Source organism: Piscinibacter sp. HJYY11 (assembly GCF_016735515.1).
GTDB lineage: Bacteria > Pseudomonadota > Gammaproteobacteria > Burkholderiales > Burkholderiaceae_C > Rhizobacter.
The window spans coordinates 1,462,203-1,484,602 of the sequence record NZ_JAERQZ010000001.1; the positions used below are offsets into that span (position 1 = coordinate 1,462,203).

At 69.3% G+C, this 22,400-nt stretch carries 17 protein-coding genes; 8 read left to right on the top strand and 9 right to left on the bottom strand.

Going from position 1 to position 22,400, the window contains the following annotated elements; genetic code table 11:
• Window positions 1-8 precede the first annotated feature (8 nt).
• The gene (locus JI745_RS06560) at window positions 9-1,904 is read right to left on the bottom strand and encodes a tetratricopeptide repeat protein (RefSeq protein WP_236674922.1); all 1,896 of its coding nucleotides are present in this window, start codon (window positions 1,902-1,904) and stop codon (window positions 9-11) included.
• A gap of 191 nt (window positions 1,905-2,095) precedes the next feature.
• Between JI745_RS06560 and JI745_RS06565 the strand changes: the two genes are divergently transcribed.
• The 4 genes from JI745_RS06565 to JI745_RS06580 all read left to right on the top strand — a co-directional run bounded on the left by JI745_RS06565 (window position 2,096) and on the right by JI745_RS06580 (window position 7,720).
• A complete protein-coding gene (locus tag JI745_RS06565) occupies window positions 2,096-4,582 on the top strand; it encodes a chemotaxis protein CheW (protein ID WP_201804780.1) in 2,487 nt (828 codons plus the stop codon).
• Between the two features lie 142 nt (window positions 4,583-4,724).
• A complete protein-coding gene (locus JI745_RS06570; protein ID WP_201804781.1) occupies window positions 4,725-5,687 on the top strand; it encodes a tripartite tricarboxylate transporter substrate binding protein in 963 nt (320 codons plus the stop codon).
• Entirely contained in the window at window positions 5,684-6,199 is a 516-nt protein-coding gene (locus tag JI745_RS06575) for a tripartite tricarboxylate transporter TctB family protein (RefSeq protein ID WP_201804783.1), read from the top strand. Before JI745_RS06570 ends, JI745_RS06575 begins: the two co-directional genes overlap by 4 nt.
• 12 nt (window positions 6,200-6,211) lie before the next feature.
• Entirely contained in the window at window positions 6,212-7,720 is a 1,509-nt protein-coding gene (locus JI745_RS06580) for a tripartite tricarboxylate transporter permease (RefSeq protein WP_201804785.1), read from the top strand.
• Here the strand turns inward: JI745_RS06580 and JI745_RS06585 are convergent.
• Together JI745_RS06585 and JI745_RS06590 are read right to left on the bottom strand one after the other, a co-directional pair.
• Window positions 7,683-8,393: a nucleotidyl transferase AbiEii/AbiGii toxin family protein gene (locus tag JI745_RS06585; RefSeq protein ID WP_201804787.1), complete on the bottom strand. Its 711-nt coding sequence runs from the start codon at window positions 8,391-8,393 to the stop codon at window positions 7,683-7,685. The genes JI745_RS06580 and JI745_RS06585 overlap by 38 nt on opposite strands.
• Complete coding sequence (locus JI745_RS06590; protein WP_201804788.1) at window positions 8,386-8,865, bottom strand: helix-turn-helix domain-containing protein; 480 nt, start codon at window positions 8,863-8,865, stop codon at window positions 8,386-8,388. Before JI745_RS06590 ends, JI745_RS06585 begins: the two co-directional genes overlap by 8 nt.
• 152 nt (window positions 8,866-9,017) lie before the next feature.
• Between JI745_RS06590 and acnA the strand changes: the two genes are divergently transcribed.
• Together acnA and JI745_RS06600 are read left to right on the top strand one after the other, a co-directional pair.
• On the top strand, window positions 9,018-11,741 hold the full coding sequence (gene acnA, locus JI745_RS06595) for an aconitate hydratase AcnA (RefSeq protein ID WP_201804790.1): 2,724 nt from the start codon (window positions 9,018-9,020) through the stop codon (window positions 11,739-11,741).
• A 13-nt stretch (window positions 11,742-11,754) separates the two neighbouring features.
• On the top strand, window positions 11,755-12,906 hold the full coding sequence (locus tag JI745_RS06600; protein ID WP_201804792.1) for a DNA alkylation repair protein: 1,152 nt from the start codon (window positions 11,755-11,757) through the stop codon (window positions 12,904-12,906).
• Between the two features lie 174 nt (window positions 12,907-13,080).
• Here JI745_RS06600 and JI745_RS06605 read toward each other — a convergent pair whose 3' ends face one another.
• From JI745_RS06605 to JI745_RS06620, 4 genes are all read right to left on the bottom strand, one after another.
• On the bottom strand, window positions 13,081-14,244 hold the full coding sequence (locus JI745_RS06605; RefSeq protein ID WP_201804794.1) for a DegT/DnrJ/EryC1/StrS aminotransferase family protein: 1,164 nt from the start codon (window positions 14,242-14,244) through the stop codon (window positions 13,081-13,083).
• The gene (locus JI745_RS06610) at window positions 14,226-15,329 is read right to left on the bottom strand and encodes a Gfo/Idh/MocA family protein (RefSeq protein ID WP_201804795.1); all 1,104 of its coding nucleotides are present in this window, start codon (window positions 15,327-15,329) and stop codon (window positions 14,226-14,228) included. The genes JI745_RS06605 and JI745_RS06610 overlap by 19 nt, the downstream gene beginning before the upstream one ends.
• Before the next feature lie 170 nt (window positions 15,330-15,499).
• Window positions 15,500-15,856: an ArsC family reductase gene (locus JI745_RS06615; protein WP_201804797.1), complete on the bottom strand. Its 357-nt coding sequence runs from the start codon at window positions 15,854-15,856 to the stop codon at window positions 15,500-15,502.
• Window positions 15,857-15,863: 7 nt separating this feature from the next.
• On the bottom strand, window positions 15,864-16,367 hold the full coding sequence (locus tag JI745_RS06620; RefSeq protein ID WP_201804798.1) for a hypothetical protein: 504 nt from the start codon (window positions 16,365-16,367) through the stop codon (window positions 15,864-15,866).
• Between the two features lie 155 nt (window positions 16,368-16,522).
• On the opposite strand from JI745_RS06620, the gene JI745_RS06625 reads away from it, so the two are divergent.
• The gene (locus JI745_RS06625; RefSeq protein ID WP_201804799.1) at window positions 16,523-19,033 is read left to right on the top strand and encodes a catalase; all 2,511 of its coding nucleotides are present in this window, start codon (window positions 16,523-16,525) and stop codon (window positions 19,031-19,033) included.
• Between the two features lie 3 nt (window positions 19,034-19,036).
• On the opposite strand, the gene JI745_RS06630 is transcribed toward JI745_RS06625, so the two are convergent.
• On the bottom strand, window positions 19,037-20,068 hold the full coding sequence (locus tag JI745_RS06630; protein ID WP_201804803.1) for an endonuclease/exonuclease/phosphatase family protein: 1,032 nt from the start codon (window positions 20,066-20,068) through the stop codon (window positions 19,037-19,039).
• An 84-nt stretch (window positions 20,069-20,152) separates the two neighbouring features.
• On the opposite strand from JI745_RS06630, the gene JI745_RS06635 reads away from it, so the two are divergent.
• Window positions 20,153-21,322, top strand: coding sequence for an MFS transporter (locus tag JI745_RS06635; RefSeq protein ID WP_201804804.1), 1,170 nt, complete (start codon window positions 20,153-20,155; stop codon window positions 21,320-21,322).
• A gap of 54 nt (window positions 21,323-21,376) precedes the next feature.
• Here JI745_RS06635 and JI745_RS06640 read toward each other — a convergent pair whose 3' ends face one another.
• Window positions 21,377-22,321 carry a hypothetical protein gene (locus JI745_RS06640; RefSeq protein ID WP_201804806.1) on the bottom strand — a complete coding sequence of 315 codons (945 nt, stop codon included), beginning with the start codon at window positions 22,319-22,321 and terminating at the stop codon, window positions 21,377-21,379.
• Window positions 22,322-22,400 lie beyond the last annotated feature (79 nt).

A 22,400-nucleotide genomic window follows, 5' to 3' on the forward strand; every position in this document is an offset into this window, starting at 1 on the left:
GGCGGGCCTCAGCGGGCCCGGTATTCCAGTGCCAGGCGCTCGAATTCGTGCTCGATGTCACGCACGAGCTGGGGCACGTCGAAGAGCTTCGATTGCCGGCCCTGCTCGGCCAGGTAGCGCTTGTACGACGCCACGCGCAGGGGGTTGCGGCCCAGCTGCACCGCGAGCTTCTCGTAGTCGGCCAGCGAGAAGGTCACGAGGTCGGGCAGGCCCACGGCGGTGAGCAGGCTGCCGGCCATGCGCGAGATGTAGCTGCGGCCGCTGTAGGTGACGATCGGCAGGCCCATCCACAGCGCATCGCTGGCGGTGGTGCCGGCGTTGTAGGGGAAGGTGTCGAGCATGAGATCGGCCAGCTGGAAGCGGGCCAGGTACTCGGGCGGCGCCACGCGCGGCGCGAGGATCATGCGCGACGGGTCGATGCCATGCGCATCGGCTTCGCTCCTCAGGTTGGCGAGCGCCCAGTCGTTGTCGGCCAGCAGCCACAGCACCGAGTTGGGCACCTGCTGCAGGATGCGCAGCCAGCTGCGGAAGAGCTCGTCGGTGAACTTGAAGGTGTTGTTGAACGAGCAGAAGACGAAGGCGTCTTCCGGCAGGCCGTAGTCGGCGCGCTTGGGCGTCGGGCCGGCTTCGCGCTGGCGGTCGCTCACCTGGTAGCAGCTGGGCACGTAGATCGGCTTTTCCGTCATGTACGGCTGCAGCTCGGGCGGCATCACGAAACGGTCGGCCAGGATCCAGTCGACACCCGGCAGCGCGCAGGTGCCCGGCAGGCCGAGGTAGCTCACCTGCACGGGCGCCGGGCGCATGCCGACGATGGCCGGGCGGGCGCCGCTGGTGAGGCCTTGCAGGTCGACCAGGATGTCGATGCCGGCTTCAGCGATCAGGCGCGCGGCGGTCACGTCGTCGAGGCCGCCGATGGGCACGTAGTGGTCGATGGCGGCGCGGATGCGCGCGCGCAGCGGGGTGCCGTCGTCGCGGCTCCACGAGAAGGCGTAGACCTCGAAACGCTCGCGGTCGTGCAGCTCCAGCAGCTCGACCGACAAGAGGCCCACCGCATGCATGTGCAGGTCGCCCGAGAGGTAGCCGATGCGGATCTTGCCTTCGCGCTTCGGGCCGGCCTTGTGGAAGGGTTGGGCCGGCGGCTTGGGCGTGCGGTCGTGCACGAAGCGCTGGGCCACGAGCAGCTGCAGGGCCGGGTCGTCGCTCTGGCCGAGCATGGCCAGCACCGAGGTGCCCATCACCAGCTGGTTGGGCGTGACCTCGCCGACCGGCTGGTAGACCGGCCAGGCGCACTTCTTCTGGCGCAGGTGCACGTAGTGCTGGATCACGTCGTTCTGCGTGGGCTTCTTCTCCAGGCTCCTGACCATGTAGGCCTCGGCCTCGTCGTAGCGGCGCTGGGTCTCGTACAGGCGGGCCATGTTGTTCAGGCCGTGCAGCAGCAGCTCTTCCTCGATGCCGGGGGTCTCGACCACCTGTTTCCAATGGGCGAGGGCCTCGTCGGGGCGGCCCTGGCGTTCGACCTGGTGGCCGAGATTCAGGCGGGCCTGGTGAAAGACGGGGCTCAGGGCCAGCGCGCGCAGGTAGGCCTTTTCGGCATCGGCCGCGCGGTTCAGGCTGCCGAGCACGGTGCCCCAGTTGAAGCAGGCCACGTGGAGCATGGGCGACACGTTGTGCGCGATCCACACCTCGTACAGCTCGGCCGAGGCCGCCAGCTGGCCGCTTTGCTGCAGCAGCTGGTTGTGGTTCATCAGATCGCCCAGCCCCATCGCGCCCGTGCGTGCCAGGGCGAGCAGGCGCTGGTGCTCGGTGGGCACGGCCTGGGGCACCTGGAGGGCCTGAATCTGGTTCGCCGCCGCCTTGGGCGTCACCACGGGCGCCATCGGGGGTTTTGCGGTCGACTTTTTCATGGAGCAAGCGGGGGCAGAGTGGGCTCATCCCATTGTGGGCAGCGGGCCACCCGGCCGATCGCGGCGAATGGGCCGGGAAACGCCGTCAAATCAGCGCCAGCGCGGCGCGCGCGCTCCCTAGACTCGAAAGCTGGCACCACCCACATTGGCGAGCTTCAACCGTGGCCAATCTCGACCCCCTGCTTCCCCACATGCGCCGCGTGCAAGTGGCCGAGCGCGACCTGTGCGACCTCAGCGTGCTGTGGCAGATGATCGAAACGAGCGCGGCCATCAGCTGCCCGGAAGAAGTCTCGTCGCTGATGCCCACGCTCGTGGACACCCGCGAGCGCTTCGACGCCATGCGCACCCGCCTGGTCGACCGCATGGTGGAGGAGAACCGCGCCGCCCTGGGCGACGACCTCGGTGCCCGCGCGCAATGCGCGATCGACATCCTCGTGCGCAACCTCTACGAGCGCACCGCCGACGTGGGCTTTCTCGCGACCGACGGGCCGGTCACCGACTTCTGCGCTGCCGATGCCGACACGCGTGCCGCTGAGCGCGAACGCCTGCGCACGCGGCTGCGCGAGTACCAGGCCAAATACACCGTCTACGACGACATCGCCCTGCTCGGAACCGACGGCGAGGTGCTGCTGCGGCTCGACGACCGGCATGAGCTCGCGACCAGCCACGACCCCATCGCCGCGCAGGCGCTCGCCGCCGGCGCGTATGTCGAAGCCTTCGGGCTGAGCGACCTCGGCAGCGACCCCGCCCTGCCCTGCCTGCGCTACGCCCACCGCATCGTCAACACCCGCGGCCATGCCGTGGGCGTGCTGGTGCTGCGCTTCCGCTTCGCCGACGAGATGGAGCGCATCTTTGCCGACGTGAGCGACGCGCAAGGCCAGATCGCCATCGTGCTGCTCGATGATGCCAACCGCGTGATCATGAGCAACGACGAGGCGCATGTGCCGCTCGGCGCACGCTTCGCCACCCTGCCGCTCGGCAGCGTGGCGCTCACGAGCTTTGCCGGGCGCGAATACCTGGCGGTGTGCTGCGCGAGCCACGGCTACCAGGGCTACGCGGGGCCGCGCTGGCGGGCCCTCGCGATGGTGTCGCTGCTCACCGCCTTCAACACCTCGGGCGACACCGGCGTCACCATGGCCGGCACGCAGCTCGCGACCGGCGAGCTCTCGGCGGTGGAGCGCGATGCCGACGCGATCAACCGCGAGCTGCGCCGCGTGATCTGGAACGGCCGCCTGATGACGGGCCAGAGCGACGACGGGCGCATGCGCCTGAAAGCGGTGCTGCGCCAGGTCAGCCTCGCCGGCGTGCGCACCCGGCGGCGGCTGGAAAACGCGATCGTCGACCTCTCGGCCACCTCGTTCGGCCGCACCTGCCGCCAGGCGCAGCAGCTCGCACGCCTGGCCGCCGACATCATGGACCGCAACCTCTACGAGCGGGCCAACGACTGCCGCTGGTGGGCGCTCTCGCCGGTGCTGCGCCGCGAGCTGGCCGCGCCCGACAGCGCCGAAAGCCGCGCCACGATGAATGGCGTGCTCGACCACATCAACGGCCTCTACACGGTGTACAGCCGGCTCGTGGCCTTCGACACGCAGGGCGTGATCCGCAGTGCTTCGCGCGCCGAAGGCGACCTGCTCGGAAGCCGCGTGCCCGAGGCCTGGCTGCAGCGGGTGCGCAGCCTGCAGGGCTCGCAGCACTACGCGGTGAGCGAGTTCGGCCCGACGGCGCTGCACGACAACGGCGACACCTACGTCTACCTGGCCGCAGTGCGCGCCGAGCATGACGAGCGCACGCTCGTCGGCGGCGTGGCGATCGTCTTCAATGCGGCGCGCGAACTCTCGGCCATGCTGACCGACATCCTCGGCACCCGTGCCGGCCATGCCGCGTTCGTCGACGCCCACGGCCGCGTGCTCGCCGCCACCCACCCGGAGCTGGCCGACAAGGTGCGCCCGGCTGGCACCGGCGAGGCCGGCGAGCTGCTCGACCTCGACGGCGTGATGTGGGCCTGCGCCAGCTCGCAAGCCGGCGGCTACCGCGAGTTCAAGAAGAGCGACGGCTACGACAACCAGGTGCGGGCCGTGGTCGGCCTGCAGATCGGCACCACCGAGCGGCGCGGCCTGCGCTTCAGCGACTACGAGCTGAGCACGCCGAACCCGCAGCAGCGGGGTGGGAACAGGCAAGAGAAGCGCGAGATGGCGGTGTTCCAGGTGGGCGGCGCCCGCTATGCGCTGGACTGCGATGCGGTGCTCGAAGTCGTCTCCACCCAGCAGGTGGTGCGCTCGCCGGGTGCGGCCTCACTCGTGGTCGGCATGCTGCCGCTCGCCGGCGGGCCGGCCGGCGATGGCCGCGCGGTGCCGGTGATCTGCGCACGTCGCCTGACCGGCATCACACGCGCTGCGCGTGCCACCGATGGCGTGGTGCTGCTGCTGCGCCGTGGCCAGGGCAGCACGGCCTCGGTCTTCGGCCTGCGCGTGGACGACGTGCTGAGCGTGATCGAAGTACCCGGCCACGACCTGCACCCGGTACCGGCCGGCAGCGGCGGCTTCGCGGCCAGCCTCAAGGGCCTGGTCGACTGCCGCGCCTCCAACGGCGAGACGCACGAGAAGGTGCTGGTGCAGCTGCTCGACGCGCAGCGCCTGGCCGAGTCGCTCGGCCCCGCGCCGGTGGCCCTCGCGGCCTGAGGCCAGGCAGACCGGGGGCGGGCAAGCCCTGCCCTTGTCATCAGTAGTCCCCGCTCGCGAAACATCCTTTGCCCGGGTAAGCTCGCTCGAGTCCAACGAGCTGGCGCGCGCCTGCGCGCCCCCACAACACAAAGGAGACGACATGCGCCGCGACACCTTCCTGCACGCCCTGGCCGGGCTCGCCGCCATGGGCCTCGTGCCTTCGGCCGCCCACGCCGCCGCCAACCTCAAGATCCTGATCCCTGCCAACCCCGGCGGCGGGTGGGACCTGACCGGCCGCGCCCTGGGCAAGGCCCTGCAAGACGCCGGCGTGGCTGCCAGCGTCACCTTCGAGAACAAGGGCGGCGCCGCCGGTGCGCTCGGCCTGGCGCAATTCGCCAACTCCGCCAAGGGCGACCCGAATTCGCTGATGGTGATGGGGGCCGTGATGCTCGGCGGCATCATCACCACCAAGCCGCCGGTGACGCTGGAGACGATGACGCCCATCGCCCGCCTCACCACCGAGTACGGCGTGTTCGTGCTGCCGGCCAATTCGCCGCTCAAGACCATGGCCGACGTGGTGGCCCAGCTCAAGAAGGACCCCGCCAGCGTGAAATGGGGCGGCGGCTCGCGCGGGTCCACCGAGCACATCGCCGCGGCCATGATCGCGCGTGAAGCCGGCGTCGACCCGGCCAAGATCAACTACGTGGCCTTCCGCGGGGGCGGCGAGGCGGTGGCCGCCATCCTGGGCGGCAACGTCACCGTGGGCGGCAGCGGCTTCAGCGAGTTCCAGCAGTACATCGACGCCAAGAAGATGACGGCCATCGGCATCACGGCGCCGAGCCGCGTGAAGGGCATCGAGATCGCCACGCTCAAGGAGCAGGGCCTCAACGTCGAGATCGGCAACTGGCGCGGCGTCTACGCCGGCCCCGGCATCACGCCCGAGCAGCGCAAGGCCATCACCGACATGGTGCTGAAGGCCCTGCAGTCGAAGGCCTGGGCCGAGGCGCTCGAGAAGAACCAGTGGACGCCCGCGGTGCTGAGCGGCGCGGAGTTCGAGGCGTTCGTGAAGAAGGAGTTCGCGAGCCTGCGCGACACGATGACCAAAGCCGGCATGGTGTCGTGAGCGAGGCGGCCTCGTCGACCCAGCGCCGGCAGCTGCTGGTCGGGCTGGGCACGCTCGCGCTCGCCGCCGTGATGGCGGTGGGCGCGTGGTTCATCCCGTCGACCGCGGGCTACCAGGGCGTCGGGCCCAACTTCCTGCCCTGGGTGGTGAGCGCGGTGCTCGCGATCTGCGGCGCCCTGCTCTGCTGGCAGGCCACCCACGGCGGCTACCGCGAGGTGGACCCGCCCTCGGGCGCCGAGCGCGGCGACTGGAAAGCCTTCGCCTGGGTCTCGGCCGGCGTGCTCGAGATCGCGGCGCTCATCACCACCATCGGCTTCGTGCTCAGCTGCGCCATCGGCTTCATGCTGGCGGTGCGCGGGCTGCGGGGGTCCGAAGGGAAACCGGCCGGCGACCTGAGGCAGACGCTGATCGACGGGCTGGTGGGCCTGGCGATCTCGGCGCCGGTGTTCTGGCTCTTCCGCAAGCTGCTGGGGCTCACGCTCCCGGGGCTTTCAGCCAGCGGCTGGATCTGAAAGGCACGCGACATGGGCACCTGGGACCAGCTCCTCGCCGGCTTCGCGTCGGCCGCCACGCCGATCAACCTGATGTGGTCCTTCCTGGGCTGCGCGCTCGGCACCGCCATCGGCGTGCTGCCCGGCCTGGGGCCGGCGGTGACGATCGCCATGCTGCTGCCCATCACCGCCCAGGTGGAGCCGGCCGCATCGATGATCTTCTTTGCCGGCATCTACTACGGCGCGATGTACGGCGGCTCGACCACCTCCATCCTGCTCAACACGCCCGGCGAGACGGCCACGATGGTCACCGCGCTCGAAGGCTTCAAGATGGCCAAGAGCGGCCGGGCCGGCGCGGCGCTCGCCACCGCGGCCATCGGCTCCTTCGTCGCAGGCACGCTGGCGACGGTGCTGGTGACGCTCTTCGCGCCGCCGGTCGCCGAGTTCGCGGTGAAGCTCGGCCCGCCGGAGTATTTCTGCCTGATGCTGCTGGCGTTCACCACGGTGAGTGCGGTACTGGGCAAGAGCCGCTTGCGCGGCATCACCTCGCTCTTCATCGGGCTGGCGCTCGGCCTCATCGGCCTCGACCAGATCACCGGCCAGGTGCGCTACACCGGCGGAATCCCGGAGTTCCTCGACGGCATCGAGGTGGTGCTGGTCGCGGTGGGCCTCTTCGCGGTCGGCGAGACGCTCTACACCGCGCTGTATGAAGGCCGCACGGCCGCCACGCTCAACCGCATGGACAAGGTCCACATGACCCGCAGCGAGTGGAAGCGCTCCTGGCCGGCATGGCTGCGTGGCACGGCGATCGGCTTCCCCTTCGGGGCGGTGCCGGCGGGCGGCTCGGAGATTCCCACCTTCCTCAGCTATGCCACCGAGCGCAAGCTGTCGAAGCACAAGGAGGAGTTCGGCACCACCGGCGCCATCGAAGGCGTGGCCGGGCCGGAGGCCGCCAACAACGCCTCGGTGACCGCCACGCTCGTGCCGCTGCTCACGCTCGGCATCCCGACCTCGGTGACGGCAGCCATCCTCCTGAGCGCCTTGCAGAACTACGGCATTCAGGCGGGGCCGCAGCTCTTCCAGACTTCATCGGCGCTGGTGTGGGCGCTGATCGCCTCGCTGTACATCGGCAACGTGATGCTCTTGGTGCTGAACCTGCCGCTGGTCGCGATGTGGGTGAAGCTCTTGAAGATCCCGCGCCCGCAGCTCTACGCCGGCATCCTGATCTTCGCCACCGTCGGTGTGTACGGCATGCGCCAGAGCGCCTTCGACCTGGTGCTGATGTGGGGCGTGGGCCTGGCCGGCGTGCTGATGCGCCGCTTCGACTTCCCGACCGCGCCGGTCATCGTCGGCATGATCCTCGGCCCGCTGGCCGAGGCGCAGATGCGCAACGCGCTTTCCATCGGCGAGGGCAGCTGGACGGTGTTCATCGAGCGGCCGATGTCGGCCGGGTTGCTGGTGGTCGTGGCGCTGGCGCTGTTCGCGCCGTTCGTGATCGGGTGGATCAAGCGCCGCCGCGGCGTGCAGGCCGCAAGGCCTTGATGCGCTGCCACAAGAGCGCACGCGGCACGCTCACCTGCATCACCGTCATGCAGCGCTCCAGCCGGCCTTCGCGGCCGAGCAGGTGGTCGACGGCCTTGCCAAGGTCGCGCTCCACGCTGTCGCCATAGGCCGCCTGCGCCTTGGCCAGGGCCTGCTTCATCAGCTTGCCCTTGGGCTGCATCATCGCGAGGTCGATCAGGTCGCGGCTGAACACGCTGTCGTCGGCCCAACGGTCTGAGTTGGCGAGCAGCTTGGTCGCCGCCATGTCGACACGCGTCAGGGCGGCGACACCCCCCACCAGGTCGTCGGGACCAGGAGGGTCGAGTTCGATGCGACCTTCCAGCACGATCTCGAACTTGATCTCCACCTCGTCGACCTTCAGCAGCGTGCGCAGCCCGTACTGGTCGGCACGCACCTCGCGCACGGGCTGCAGCGAGGCGCCGTCGCGCACGATGGCTTGCAGCCCCTGTGTGCCGGTGAGACGCTGGCGGAGCTCGCGGTAGCCCGCCAAGTCGGACACCACGAAGTCGATGTCCACCGATTCACGGTACTCGCCATAGCGCAAGGCGATGGCCGTCCCGCCTCCGAAGAGGCAACGATGCGCGAGCAGGAAAGGCGCGTCGAGCGCCTCCAGCACGGTCGCGATGCGGCGATGGTGGGCGCGCTCAAACAAGCAGACGCCCTCCGCCCTCTTGACGGGCCAAAGCTTCCAGCAACGCACGCTCCCTGGGATCGAGCGCTTCGCGGTCGAGGTGGCGCCAGTGGCGCTCGTACAGGCTCAGTGCCTCGGCAGGGGTCAATTCGGTGAGCCCCGGCGCATGCCAGGCCAGGCGCTTGAGCTGCGGATAGTCGGCCAGCACGATGCGCTGAGGCACCGGCGGCGCCTCCGCCTTCGCGGGCATCACCACCACCCCGGCGACGTGGATCTCAAGGCCCAGCGCACCGAGCGCGTTGAGGTAGGCCCCCATCGTCACCGACGGTTCACCGCCCTCGATGCGGTGCCAGGTCACGCGCGACATGCCCGCCGCCTCGGCGGCCGCCTGCGCGCTCACGCCCAAGGCCTTGCGCCGCGCGCGGATGTCGAGGCCGAGCGCACCCAGGCGGGCGGCAGCGGCAAGGTCGGGGGTGGGGGCGCGGGCTGGCATAGTGTTTCTCATCTTAGGCATTCCTCGCCGTTTTGTCCACAATGAGAAACATATCCACCTGCAGGCTCGCCAACAGCCTTGACTCCCGGAGGACAAGCAGCAGCGGCACAATCAGCCGCTGTCCCTCCATCCCCACCCACAGGAGCATCGCCATGGCCACCGCCAAGAAGCCAGCAGATCACGCCTTTGCCAGCACGCTCAAGACCGTCAAGACCGCCTCCGGGCGCAGTGCGAGCTACTTCTCGCTGCCCGAGCTGGCCAAGACCTACCCCAACGTCGCCAAGCTGCCCGTCTCGATGCGCATCGTGCTCGAGTCGGTGCTGCGCAATTGCGATGGCAAGAAGGTCACCGCCGACCATGTGGCGCAGGTGGCGAACTGGGCTCCGAACGCGGACCGTGTCAACGAGATCCCCTTCGTCGTGGCCCGCGTGGTGCTGCAGGACTTCACCGGCGTGCCGCTGCTGGCCGACCTGGCCGCCATGCGCAACGTGGCGGTGCAGAAGGGCAAGAACCCGCGCACCATCGAGCCGCTGTGCCCGGTCGACCTGGTGGTCGACCACTCGGTGATGGTCGACTACTACGGCACCAAGGACGCGATCGACTTGAACATGAAGCTCGAGTTCGACCGCAACAAGGAGCGCTACCAGTTCATGAAGTGGGGCATGCAGGCCTTCGAGACCTTCGGCGTGGTGCCGCCCGGCTTCGGCATCGTGCACCAGGTGAACCTGGAGTACCTGGCGCGCGGCGTGTACGAGAAGAACGGCGTGGTCTACCCTGACTCGCTGGTCGGCACCGACAGCCACACGACCATGATCAACGGCATCGGCGTGGTGGGCTGGGGCGTGGGCGGCATCGAGGCCGAAGCGGCCATGCTCGACCAGCCGGTCTACTTCCTCACGCCCGACGTGGTGGGCTTCGAACTCACCGGCCGCCTGCGCGAAGGCGTGACGGCCACCGACCTGGTGCTCACCGTCACCGAGATCCTGCGCAAGGAGAAGGTCGTCGGCAAGTTCGTCGAGTTCTACGGCGAAGGCACCGAGAGCCTCACGCTGCCCGACCGCGCCACCATCGCCAACATGGCGCCCGAATACGGCGCGACCATGGGCTTCTTCCCGGTCGACGCACGCACGCTCGACTACATGCGCGGCACCGGCCGCACCAAGGACGAGATCGAGATGCTCGAGGCCTACTTCAAGGCCCAGAAGATGTTCGGCATCCCGCGGCGTGGCGAGATCCGCTACTCGAAGGAAGTCTCGCTCGACCTCGGCACCGTGGCCCCGTCGCTCGCCGGCCCCAAGCGCCCGCAGGACCGCATCGAGCTCGGCAACCTGAAGAAGGAGTTCAGCGAGCTCTTCTCCAAGCCCGTCACGGCCAACGGCTTCAACCAGCCGCCCGAGAAGCTGCACCAGACCTACACCACCAAGAGCGGCATCCCGATCCAGAACGGCGACGTGCTGATCGCCGCCATCACCTCCTGCACCAACACCTCGAACCCCGCCGTGCTGCTGGCCGCGGGCCTGCTGGCCAAGAAGGCGGTGGAGGCGGGCCTGACCGTCAAGCCGCACGTGAAGACCTCGCTTGCCCCGGGCTCGCGTGTCGTCACCACCTACCTCGACAAGGCCGGCCTCACGCCCTACCTCGACAAGCTCGGCTTCACGCTCGCCGGCTACGGCTGCACCACCTGCATCGGCAACGCCGGCGACCTGACGCTCGAGCTCAACGAGGTCATCTACAAGAACGACCTGGTGTGCGCCGCGGTGCTCTCGGGCAACCGCAACTTCGAGGCGCGCATCCACCCCAACCTCAAGGCGAACTTCCTCGCCTCGCCGCCGCTGGTCGTGGCCTACGCCATCGCCGGCAACGTGACGCGCGACCTGATGACCGAGCCTGTCGGCAAGGGCACGAACGGCCGCGACGTCTACCTCGGCGACATCTGGCCGACCAGCGACGAGATCAGCGCGCTGATGAACCTCGCGATGGACGGCAAGGCCTTCCGCGAGAACTACGCGCAGGTGAAGAGCAACCCCGGCGAGCTGTGGGAGCGCATCGAGGGCGTGAAGGGCGAGACCTACACCTGGCCGCGCAGCACCTACATCGCCAAGCCGCCCTTCTTCGACGACTTCCACATCACGCCGGCCACCGCCAGCCTGGGCATCAAGGGCGCACGCGCGATGGCGCTCTTCGGCGACTCGATCACCACCGACCACATCTCGCCGGCCGGCTCGATCAAGGAGCAATCGCCCGCCGGACACTGGCTCAAGTCGCATGGCGTCTCCAAGGCCGACTTCAACTCGTATGGCTCGCGCCGCGGCAACCACGACGTGATGGTGCGCGGCACCTTCGCCAACGTGCGCATCAAGAACCTGATGATCCCGCCGGGGCCCGACGGCAGCCGCGAGGAAGGCGGCCTCACCATCTACATGGATGGCAGCAAGAAGTTCATCTACGACGCTGCCATGAAGTACATCGAGCAGGGCATCCCCACCATCGTCTTCGCGGGCGAGGAATACGGCACCGGCTCGTCGCGCGACTGGGCCGCCAAGGGCACGGCGCTCTTGGGCATCAAGGCGGTGGTTGCGCGCAGCTACGAGCGCATCCACCGTGCGAACCTGGTCGGCATGGGGGTGCTGCCGCTGCAGTTCAAGGGCGACGACTCCTGGCAGACGCTGGGGATCAAGGGCGACGAGAGCTTCGACGTGCTGCTCGGCACCGAGCTCAAACCGCAGCAGGACGCCACGCTCGTGATCTGCAGCAAGGACGGGGGAAAGCGCGACGTGCGCGTCACGCTGCGCATCGACACGCCGATCGAGGTCGACTACTACAAGCACGGCGGCATCCTGCCCTTCGTGCTGCGGCAGTTGCTGGCCGCGGCCTGATCTCTCTGCACTGATGCCCGAGCCGTTCAAGAACCTGCTCGGACCGCAGGTGGTCGCCGCGATGGCGAGCCACCTGCAACGTGCGGGCGCTGAAACCGGTGCGGCCTTCAACGCCAAACGCTTTCGCTCGCTCGCACTCAGCGGGCTGGAAGTGCTGGAGATGAAGGCCCGCGCGCAGCACCTCTGCAGCGCGCTCGAGAAGACCTTGCCAAGCGACTTCGACAGCGCCGCTGCGGTGATGGAAGGCGCGCTCGCGTCGATGGACCCGATCGACGACGCCACGCTCGACAGCCCCACCGGCGCGCGCGACGACGGCCTCGCCGGCTGGGCCGTGTGGCCGCTCACTGAATACGTGGCGCGGCACGGCCACGACAACGCGCCCCGCGCCCTGCAGGCCCTGCATGCGATGACGCAGCGCTTCACCGCCGAATGGGCGATCCGCCCGTTCATCCTGTCGGAGCCGGCGCTGTCGTTCGACACCCTCCAGCGCTGGAGCACCGACACCAGCCCGCACGTGCGCCGCCTGGTGAGCGAAGGCAGCCGCCCGCGCTTGCCCTGGGGCATGGTGCTCAAACCCCTGGTCGACGACCCCTCGCCCACCCTGCCCCTGCTGCGCCGGCTGATGGACGACGCCAGCCCCTACGTGCGGCGCAGCGTGGCCAACCACCTGAACGACATCGCCAAGGACCACCCGTATCTCGTCGAGGCCTGGCTGCAGGAGCACCTGCCGGGCGCCACGCCACAGCGGCTCGCACTGCTCAAGCACGCCAGCCGCACGCTGGTGAAGAAGGGCCACGCCGGCGTGCTGAAAGCCTTCGGCGTGGGCGACCGGTTCAAGGGCGAGGCGGGCCTCACGCTGTCGTCACGCCGGGCGAAGGTGGGCGACAGCCTGCTGCTCGCGCTGACGCTGCGATCGACCGCGAAGAAGCCGCAGCGCCTGGCCATCGACTACGCCGTGCACCACGTGAAGGCCAGCGGCGAGACCTCGCCCAAGGTCTTCAAGGGCTGGGTGGCGGAGCTGGCCGCGGGCGAGGCACGCGAGTTCCGCAAGCAGCACTCGCTCAAGCCCATCACCACCCGCGTGTACTACCCGGGCACGCACCGCCTCGAGGTGCTGGTGAACGGGGCAGCGGTGGCCGAGGCGAGCTTCGAGTTGCGCATCTAGGGCCTGGCGTCGGATCACTCCGACAGCACGCCGCTGCCGGGTCTTGGGCGTTTCGGCGCGCCGTCCGGTTCGCGCCTCCTGCTCCTCGCCCTACGCTGCAAGCTCCTCATTCGCAACGACAGGAGCACGCCATGAAATCCGTTCTTCTCTGGGCGCTGGGCGTCCCCATTCCCGTCATCCTGCTGCTCTGGCTGATCTTCTGAGCGGCGCCTCGTCCTGCTCGGCCTCGCGGTAGAACAACCGCACGGCCGAGACCACGGCCTGCGCGTCGGCCAGCGTCATGTGCTCGCCGATGGGCAGGCTGAGCAGGGTGGCGTCGATGCGGTTGCAGAACGCGCGCAGGTCAGGCTCGCCGAGGTACCGGTAGGCCCGCAGCTTGGGCAAGGCCACCGGGTAGTGCCGCCCCGTCTCGATGCCGTGCTCGGCCAGGTGCTTCATCAGCGCATCGCGCCGCGCCGTGCGCACGACGAACAGGTGGTACACCTGCCGCGCCCAGGGCTGGCGCACCGGCAGCACCAGGTCGCCCACACCGGCCAGCTCGCGCAGGTAGTGGTCGGCGATCGCGATGCGGTGCTCGGTCCACCCGCCCAGGTGCGGCAGCTTGGCGGACAGCACGGCCGCCTGCAGCCCGTCGAGCCGCGAGTTGCGGCCCTCGAATTCATGCTCGTGCTTGGCCAGACGCCCGTGGTTGGCGATCATGCGGCAGCGCTGCGCGAGGTCGGCGCGCTGCGTGGTGATGGCGCCGGCATCGCCGTAGGCACCGAGGTTCTTGCCCGGGTAGAAGCTGAAGCAGCCGACATCGCCGAGGCCGCCCACACGCTGCCCGCGCACTTCGGCGCCATGCGCCTGCGCGCAGTCTTCGATCACCGCCAGGCCATGCTCGCGCGCCAGCGCCATCAGCGCGTCCATGTCGCAGGGGTGGCCGTAGAGGTGCACCGCCACCAGCGCTTTCGTGCGCGGCGTGAGCTGCGCCTGCACCGAGGCCACGTCGAGCACGTAGCTCTCGCGGTGCACGTCGGCGAAGACCACGCGGTGCCCGCAGCGTGACACCGCCTCCGCACTGGCGATGAAGCTGTTGCCCGGCACGATGATCTCGCTGCCCGGCGGCAAGGCCAGCGCCTCGATGGCGATCTCCAGCGCGTCGGTGCCGTTGCCCACGCCCACGCAATGCGCCGCACCGGCGTAGCGGGCGAACTGCTCTTCGAACGCGGCGACATGGGGCCCGCCGACGAAGGCCGAGTTGGCGATCACGGCGGCGATGGCGCTGTCGATGTCGTCGCGGATCGACTGATACTGCGCCTGCAGGTCGAGGAAGCGGATCACGAGGCTGCCTCCCATGCCGCCCATGCGGACGCCGGCACAGAAGCGCGCCGGCCGAGGCGGCTATGCCGGACCCCCTGCACCGGCAGGGCCACTTCCTCGCCCGAAGCCATCGACTCGTACAGCGCGACCAGCAGCTCCAGGGTGCCGCGCCCTTCATGCCCATCGACCAGCGGCGCGGCACGGCCCCCCAGCACCTCCACCACGTGCTCGTAGAACGCCTGGTGCCCGAAGCCGTAGACGTTGGGCGGGTTGACGCTGAAGCGCGTGAGTGCGTCGGCATCGCCGGGCAACGGCTCGTTGAACTGCCAGATGCGCGTCTGGTTGACGGCGAAGCCCGCGATCTCCACCGCACCCGTCGAGCCCAGCACCGACAGCGAGCCCTCCATGTCGTGCGGGCGGGCCGCGGTGGTGGCCTCGATCACGCCCAGCGCGCCATTGCGAAAGCGCAGCGTGGCGACGGCCGTGTCTTCGGCTTCGATGCGGGCCAGGGCCGTGGCGCCACGCGCATGCACGCTCGCCACCGGGCCCATGAACCAGCGCAGCATGTCGACGTGGTGGCTCGCCTGGTTGGCCAGCACACCACCATCGAGCGCCCAGGTGCCTCGCCACGCGGCCTCGTCGTAGTAGGCCGCCTCGCGGCACCAGCGCACGCGCACCGTGCCCAGCACCAGTTGGCCGAATCGGCCGGCCTCGAGGGCCTCGCGCGCCCTGACGACCGGCACGTTGAAGCGGTTCTGCTTGACGACGAAGAGCTGCACGCCGGCACGCTCGCTTTCGTCGAGCATCGCGTCGGCATCGGTCAGCGTGAGCGCCATCGGCTTCTCGACGAGCACGTGGCGGCCACTGCGCATGGCCGCGATCGCGTGCTCGGCATGCTCGCCGCTCGGCGTGAGCACGGCCACCAGGTCGATGCCCCGCATGGCCAGCATCTCGGCAAGCGACTCGAAGGCGGGCACCCCGTGCCGGGCGCCGAACGCCTCGGCGCGGCCGGCGTGGTGGTCGCACACCGCGACCAGCCTCATGCCGGCCACGTGCTGCGTCAGGAGCTCGGCATGCCGTTTGGCGATGCGGCCGCAGCCGACAATGGCGACGTTGATCATGGGGGCGCAACTGCAGGTCCCGTGCCCGAGACAGTTGCAGGTTTGCCGACTTCAATGCTTGCAGCGAGCACCGGGCCCTGCGCCGTAGTGCCGACTCTCCCGCCGCAGGGCGGATGCCACTTTTACCGGCGCGGTCTTCCCGTGATGTGCAAGCGTTGCCGACGCGAGCCTCAGCGCACGTGGCCGGCGAAGAGCGCTTCGGAGAACCCGACGGTCACCTCGCCGTCGCCCCACTCGACCACGGGCCGCTTGATCACGCTCGGCTGGCGCAGCATCAGCGCACGGGCCGAGGCGGCATCGGTCACCGCGGTCTTCTCGCCCTCGTCGAGCTTGCGCCAGGTCGTGCCCTGGCGGTTGACGAGCTTCTCCCAGCCGACGGCCTGCAACCAGCGCGAGAGCCGGGCCTCGGGCACGCCTTGTTTCTTGAAGTCGTGAAAGGCCACGTCGACGCCTTGCCCGGAAAGCCAAGCGCGCGCCTTCTTGACGGTATCGCAGTTGGGGATGCCGTAGAGCGTGATGGAGGTCATCCGCGCTTTATAGCCCGTTGTCGGCGTCGTGCACGTCGCACAGCGGATCGGGCCCGTAGGACGTGTCCATCACCTTGCCCTGCGCGTCGATGCCCACCTGGAAGTACTGGCAGAACGGCGTCTCGTAGCGATAGGCCCAGACGGTCTGCCGCCGTTCGGCGATGCCCACCACCCGCTGGTCGAACGAATGGCCGATCAGCGCCTGCACCTGGCTCGCGGCCATGCCGGGCTGCACCGCGTTGAAGTTGGCCTCGGTCAGCACCTGCTCCCAGCGCACCAGCTTGCCGGCCGCGTCGAAGTCGACCATGTAGGTGTGCCGGCCAAACGGGCCTCGCGCGAACTCGAGGCGGCGGCCACCGTCGGCCTGCGGGTACTCGCCGGTCGGCTCGCCGAGCGACTGGCGGGCCGCCTGGATCGAGGTGCCGGGGGAAAGCGACTGCGGGCCATAGCTCACGCAGCCCGCCAGCACGGCGGCCGCCAGCGCTGCGCCCAAGGCGTGGAACGACTTCATGAGAGATCCTTTCCGCGGTGCATGCAGGCACCGAAGGCCTCATGGTAGGAAGCGCTCGTGCCCCCGTCCACACGGGGGACTTCTCCCCAACGACGGCGCGCCAGGGAACAGGCCTTGCCGAGTGGGCTCAACTCCACTCGTCGAGAGCAGCTTGCATGGCCACGTCAAAACCAAAAAGCCCCCGGAAGCCGGCACCCTCGCCCGCCCCCACCGCCGCCGAGCCCGACCCGAGCCAGCCCCTGCCCGCCGATCCGCAGGAAGCCGTGGGCACGGTGCTCAGCACGCTCTCCGGCCCATCGACGGTGCTCTTCACCGAAGACGACGCGCAAGCCCTTTCCACGCCCGCGCAGCAGATGCTCGGCACACGCTACGCCGGCACGCAGGTGCTCGCGAAAGCGATGCCTTCCAACCCGCTCAAGCCCGCCGAGCACGGGCTCGACAACGGCCACCATCCGCAGGCCGGGCCTTCGCAGGCGGCGCCCGACGAGATTGTGCGCAGCAGCACCGTCAACGAAGACGTGCCCTCGCCGAAGACGGGCGACGGCAGCGTGAGGCCCGGCTTCAACCCCACCAACGGCCCGCTCGACCGCGTGCGCGTCGACAGCGGCGGCCAGGCACTCACCACCAACCAGGGCGTGCCGGTCGCCGACAACCAGAACTCGCTCAAGGCCGGCCTGCGCGGGCCCACGCTGCTCGAAGACTTCATCCTGCGCGAGAAGATCACCCACTTCGACCATGAGCGCATCCCCGAGCGGGTGGTGCATGCGCGCGGTTCGGCGGCGCACGGGTACTTCGAATGCACCGAGCCGCTGACCGAGCACACGGCTGCCGCACCTTTTGCACAAGCCGGTAAAAAGACCCCGGTCTTCGTGCGTTTCTCGACCGTGGCCGGAGAGCGCGGCTCGATCGACACCGCGCGCGACGTGCGCGGCTTCGCCGTCAAGTTCTACACCGAGCAGGGCAACTGGGACCTGGTGGGCAACAACATCCCGGTGTTCTTCATCCAGGACGCGATGAAGTTCCCCGACCTCGTGCATGCGGTCAAGCCCGAGCCGCACCACCAGATGCCGCAGGCTTCGAGCGCGCACGACACCTTCTGGGACTTCGTCTCGCTGATGCCCGAGTCGGCGCACATGCTGATGTGGGTGATGAGCGACCGCGCGATCCCGCGCAGCTACCGCACGATGCAGGGCTTTGGCGTGCACACCTTCCGGCTGGTCAACGCGGCGGGTGAATCGGTCTTCTGCAAGTTCCACTGGACACCCGTCGCCGGCACGCACTCGCTGGTGTGGGATGAAGCCGCCAAGCTCGGCGGCGCCGACCCCGACTTCCACCGCCGCGACCTGTGGGAGGCCATCGAGGCCGGCAACTACCCCGAGTGGGAGCTCGGCGTGCAGATCTTCAGCGAGGTGCAGGCCGAAGGCTTCAGCTTCGACGTGCTCGACCCGACCAAGATCGTGCCGGAGGAGCTGGTGCCGCTGCGCACCGTGGGCCGCCTGGTGCTCAACCGCAACCCCGACAACTTCTTCGCCGAGACCGAGCAGGTCGCCTTCTGCACCGCACACGTGGTGCCCGGCATCGACTTCAGCAACGACCCGTTGCTGCAGGGCCGCATTCACTCGTATGTCGACACGCAGCTCACGCGGCTCGGCGGGCCCAACTTCCACGAGATCCCGATCAACGCCTCGATTGCGCAGGTGCACAACAACCAGCGCGATGGCCTGCACCGCCAGGCCATCCACCGCGGACGGGTGAACTACGAGCCCAACTCGCTGGGCGGCGGCTGCCCGTTCCAGGCCGGCAAGGCGGGCTTCGTCTCCTTCCCGCAGCCGGTGGCCGAAGACAAGGTGCGCGGCAAGCCCGAGAAGTTCGCCGACCACTACTCGCAGGCCAGGCTCTTCTGGAAGAGCCAGACGCCCACCGAGCAGGCGCACATCGTCGGCGCCTACCGCTTCGAGCTGACGCGCGTGCAGACGCCGGCGGTGCGCGAGCGTGTGCTGTCGGTGCTGGCGAACATCGACACCGAGCTCGTGACCCGCGTGGCCGAAGGCCTGGGCATGCCGGTGCCGCCGCCGCAACCGAAGGCGCTGGCGATCGAGGTGACGCCGGAGGTGGAAAGCTCGCCGGCGTTGTCGTTGCTCTCACGCCCCGGCGAGGCCGGCGTCAAGGGCCGGCGCGTGGCGCTGCTGGTCGCCGATGGCGTGGAAGACCTGCGGCTGCGCGCGGTCCACAAGGCACTGGCCACGGCAGGCGCCGCGCCGCGCTTCGTGGGCGTGCGGCTGGGCGTCGTCACGCCGCTGAGCCAGGAGCCGCTGCATGTGGAGGTGTCGCTCGAAGCCGCACCCTCGGTGACCTGGGATGCGGTCGTGCTGCCCGATGGCGAGCGGGCGGCGCTCTCGCTCGCCGCGCAGGGGCAGGTGCTCGAGTTCGTGAAAGACCAGTACCGGCACTGCAAGCCGATGCTGGTGCTGGGCCATGCGAGCGTCGTCCTGGCCAAGGCCAGCATCGACGTGCAGCTGCCCGACGGCACGCCCGACCCGGGCATCGTGCTGGGCGAGCCGATGGACGCCGCCGCGCCGGGGGCCGAGGTGAACGTGGACGCCTTCGTCACCGCGCTCGCGCGGCACCGCCACTACGAGCGCGAGACCGACCCGCCGCGCGTGTAGCGACTAGGCCCGCTGCGGCTTGTACTTGAAGACGGCGCGAATGACCCCGTGGTCGTTCGTGCCGTCGAGCTTGTGGTCGTCGAAATTGAGGTGGTCGTTGTTGACCACCAGCCCGTCGAACAGCCACACGCGCTTGCGGCTGTGGTCGTAGAACTGCTCGCTCACCATGATGTGGTCGAGCGACTCGCGGATGCCCTCGTGCACGTGGGTGTAGTACACGTCGCGCGTGTCGCGGTACTCCTGCAGCGTCTGCGTGCTGTAGAGCGCGATGTCGCCGCCGCCGATGGAGTCGCCCACGAGATAGCGCGGCTGCTCGGTGAGGATGTTGGTGGTGTTGCTGAAGTGGCCGTCGTTGATGTCGCCGAGCACGATCACCGGCGTGTCGTTGCCCTTCATCTGCTCGGTGAGGATGAAGCGCAGCGCCGCCGCCTCGGCCGTGCGGCGGATGGTGGAGATGGCCGCGCCGATCGCGGTGGCGTGCTTGGCGTAGGTGTCGCGGTCTTCGCGGTACCAGCCTTCGTTGTAGATCTTCGTCGGGCCCTTCGACTTGAAATGGCACACGTAGAGGTGCACCTCGGGCTCGTCTTCGCGCGGCTTGATGGTGCAGTGCGCCACCGGGCGTGAGAAGCCGCGGATGCTCACGTCGATGAGCGGGGTCTGCGGGTCGTCGCCGTGCGAGCGCAGCACGAACTTGCTCGGAAACTGCTCGATCCACTGGGGCACGCCGCTCAACAGGCCCTTGCGCACGATGGCGGCGCAGACGATCTTGCGGCCATCGGCATCGGGCGGGGCGACGAGGTCGTAGTCGGCGTCGAGGCCGGCGGCCTGCAACGCGCGCTTCATCGAATCGGCATGCCAGAGCTCCTGGAAGCCGAACACGTCGGACTTGAGGATGGTGAGCTGGCGCACCGTCCAGGCGATCTTGAGGTTGTACTCGGCTTCGGTCCAGCCGTCGCGGTCGGTGTAGAGCGGCCGGCCGGGCTCGTTGAGGTTGTAGAGGTTGAAGGTGGCGATGCTCAGCTCTCTCAGGTTCATGGCGGCCTCCGGGTGGTGACGCGAGAGTAGGCGACGCATGTGACAGGCGCGCAATCCCTACTCCTCTATATTCGGCCGGCCTCCATGAAGAAGCCGATCGTCGTCACCGTGCTCGGCAGCGCCCAGACCCTGGCCTGGGCGTCGTCGTACTACATCGCCGCCCTGCTCGCCGCACCCATCGCCCGCGACCTGGGCCTGCGCGAGCCGACGGTGTTCCTCGCGTTCTCGCTGGCGCTGGTAGTGTCGGCCTTCGTCGGCCCCTGGGCCGGCCGCACCATCGACCGCCACGGCGGCCGGCAGTTGCTGATGGGCACCAATGTGCTGTTTGCCGCCGGCCTTGCCGGCCTCGCGCTCGCGCAGGGGCCGTGGACGCTCTTCATCGCCTGGGTCGTGCTCGGCCTTGCGATGGGCGCCGGGCTCTACGAGGCAGCGTTTGCCACGCTCGTGCGGCTGTACGGCCATGACTCGCGCAACGCCATCACCGGCATCACGCTCTTCGCCGGTTTCGCGAGCACCATCGGCTGGCCGCTCACCGCCTGGATGGAAACGACCTTCGGCTGGCGCGGCGCGTGCCTGGGCTGGGCAGGCCTGCACATCGTGCTGGGGCTGCCACTGAACGCGGCCTTGCCGAAGGCGCCCGCATCGCTGGCGCCCGCGCCGGCAGCAGCGGCGGCCGCGGCAGAGGTGCCGCCTGAAACGGAGCCCCAGCACCCGATGCTCGTGAGCGTGGTGCTGTCGTTCGTGTTCGCGGTGGCGTGGTTCACCAGCACCGCGATGGCGGCCCACCTGCCTCGCTTGATGCAGGCGCTCGGCGCAAGCCTTGCGGTCGCCGTGGCGGTGGGTGCGCTCGTCGGGCCGGCGCAGGTGGCGGGCCGCCTGCTCGAATTCGGCGTGCTGCGGCGTGTGCACCCCTTGCTGTCGGCGCGCCTCGCCAACCTCGCGCATCCGATCGGCGCGGTGGCCTTGCTCTTTGCGGGGCCGGCCCTGGCACCGGTGTTCGCGCTGCTGCACGGGGCGGGCAACGGCATCCTCACCATCGCCAAGGGCACGCTGCCGCTCGTGTTCTTCGGTCCGCAGGGCTATGGCGCGCGGCAAGGCTGGCTCATGCTCCCGGGGCGGGTGGCGCAGGCGTTTGCGCCGTTCGCGTTCGGCCTCGCACTCGACCGGTGGGGCGCGGCAAGCCTGTGGCTGTCGACCGCGCTCGGTCTCACCGCGTTCGTCGCCTTGATGGTGCTGAAGGCCGGCAGGCGCTGAAGCAAAACGCCCCGCGGGCGCGGGGCGTTTTGACTGAGTTTCGACCTCAGCGCGTCACTTGCTCTTGGTCGAGCCGCTGGACGACGACGCGCCCCCAGCTTCGAGGCCGGTGGACGTCTGCGTGGTCGGCGAGGTGGCGCTTCCGTCGCTCAGCCCGGTGGTGCTGCTGCCCGCGCCTTGCGGTCCGGCGCCCGATTGCGAGCCCTGGCGGCTGCTGCGCCAGGTGTTGAACTCTTCCGAGAACTTCTTGTAGCGCTCCTGGCGCCATGACTGGTAGTCGTTGTCGAGGTTGCGCAGTTGCTCGCTGCGCCACTGGTGGTAGTCGGGGTCGTGGTGGTGGTCGCGACTTTGGCCTTGGCCCTGCCCCTGGCCGACCTCGGAACGGCCCCAGTCGGCGTGCTGGCCCCATTCGCGCTGGCCATAGGCCTGCTGGTCCTGGCCGTAGCCTTGCTGGCCATATCGCTGCTGGCCGCCGTAGCCCTGCGAGCCACCGTAGCCCTGCGATCCGTATCCGGACGATCCGTAGCGGCCCTGCGACCCGCGCTGGCCATACGGGTCGCCGCCTTGGCGGCCCGGGTCACCCTGGTTGCCGTAGCCATGCGAGCCGTAGCGCCCGTCGTCCCGCTGCCCAAAATCACGCTGCTGGCCATAGCCGCCACGGTAGCCCTCCTGCCGACCGAAGCCCTGCTCCGCGTCGTAGCCCTGGGCGCCGTATTCGCCGCCGTAGCCACCGTAGCCGCCGCTGCCGATGCCGTACTCGGAGCCGCTGCCTTGCTGGCGGCCCGAGTCGAACTGGCGGCCGCCGCCGGTGTAGTAGTCGCCCGACTGCGCGCCGCGCTCGCTGCGCTGGTCCTGCTGGCCACTTTGGCGACGGAAATCTCCGTAGTTGCTGCCGGATTCGCTGCGCTGGCCGCCTTGCTGCGCGCCTTGGCGGTCCTGGCCATAGTCGTCTGCGCCATAGCCGCCGTCTCGGCGGCTTTGATAGTCACGCTGGGTCATGTCGTTTCCTTTCATCTGGATCCGTTGCGATCGGCCACCCCGCGAAACCACGGCGAGCCGTGACGAATTCGCGGCAATC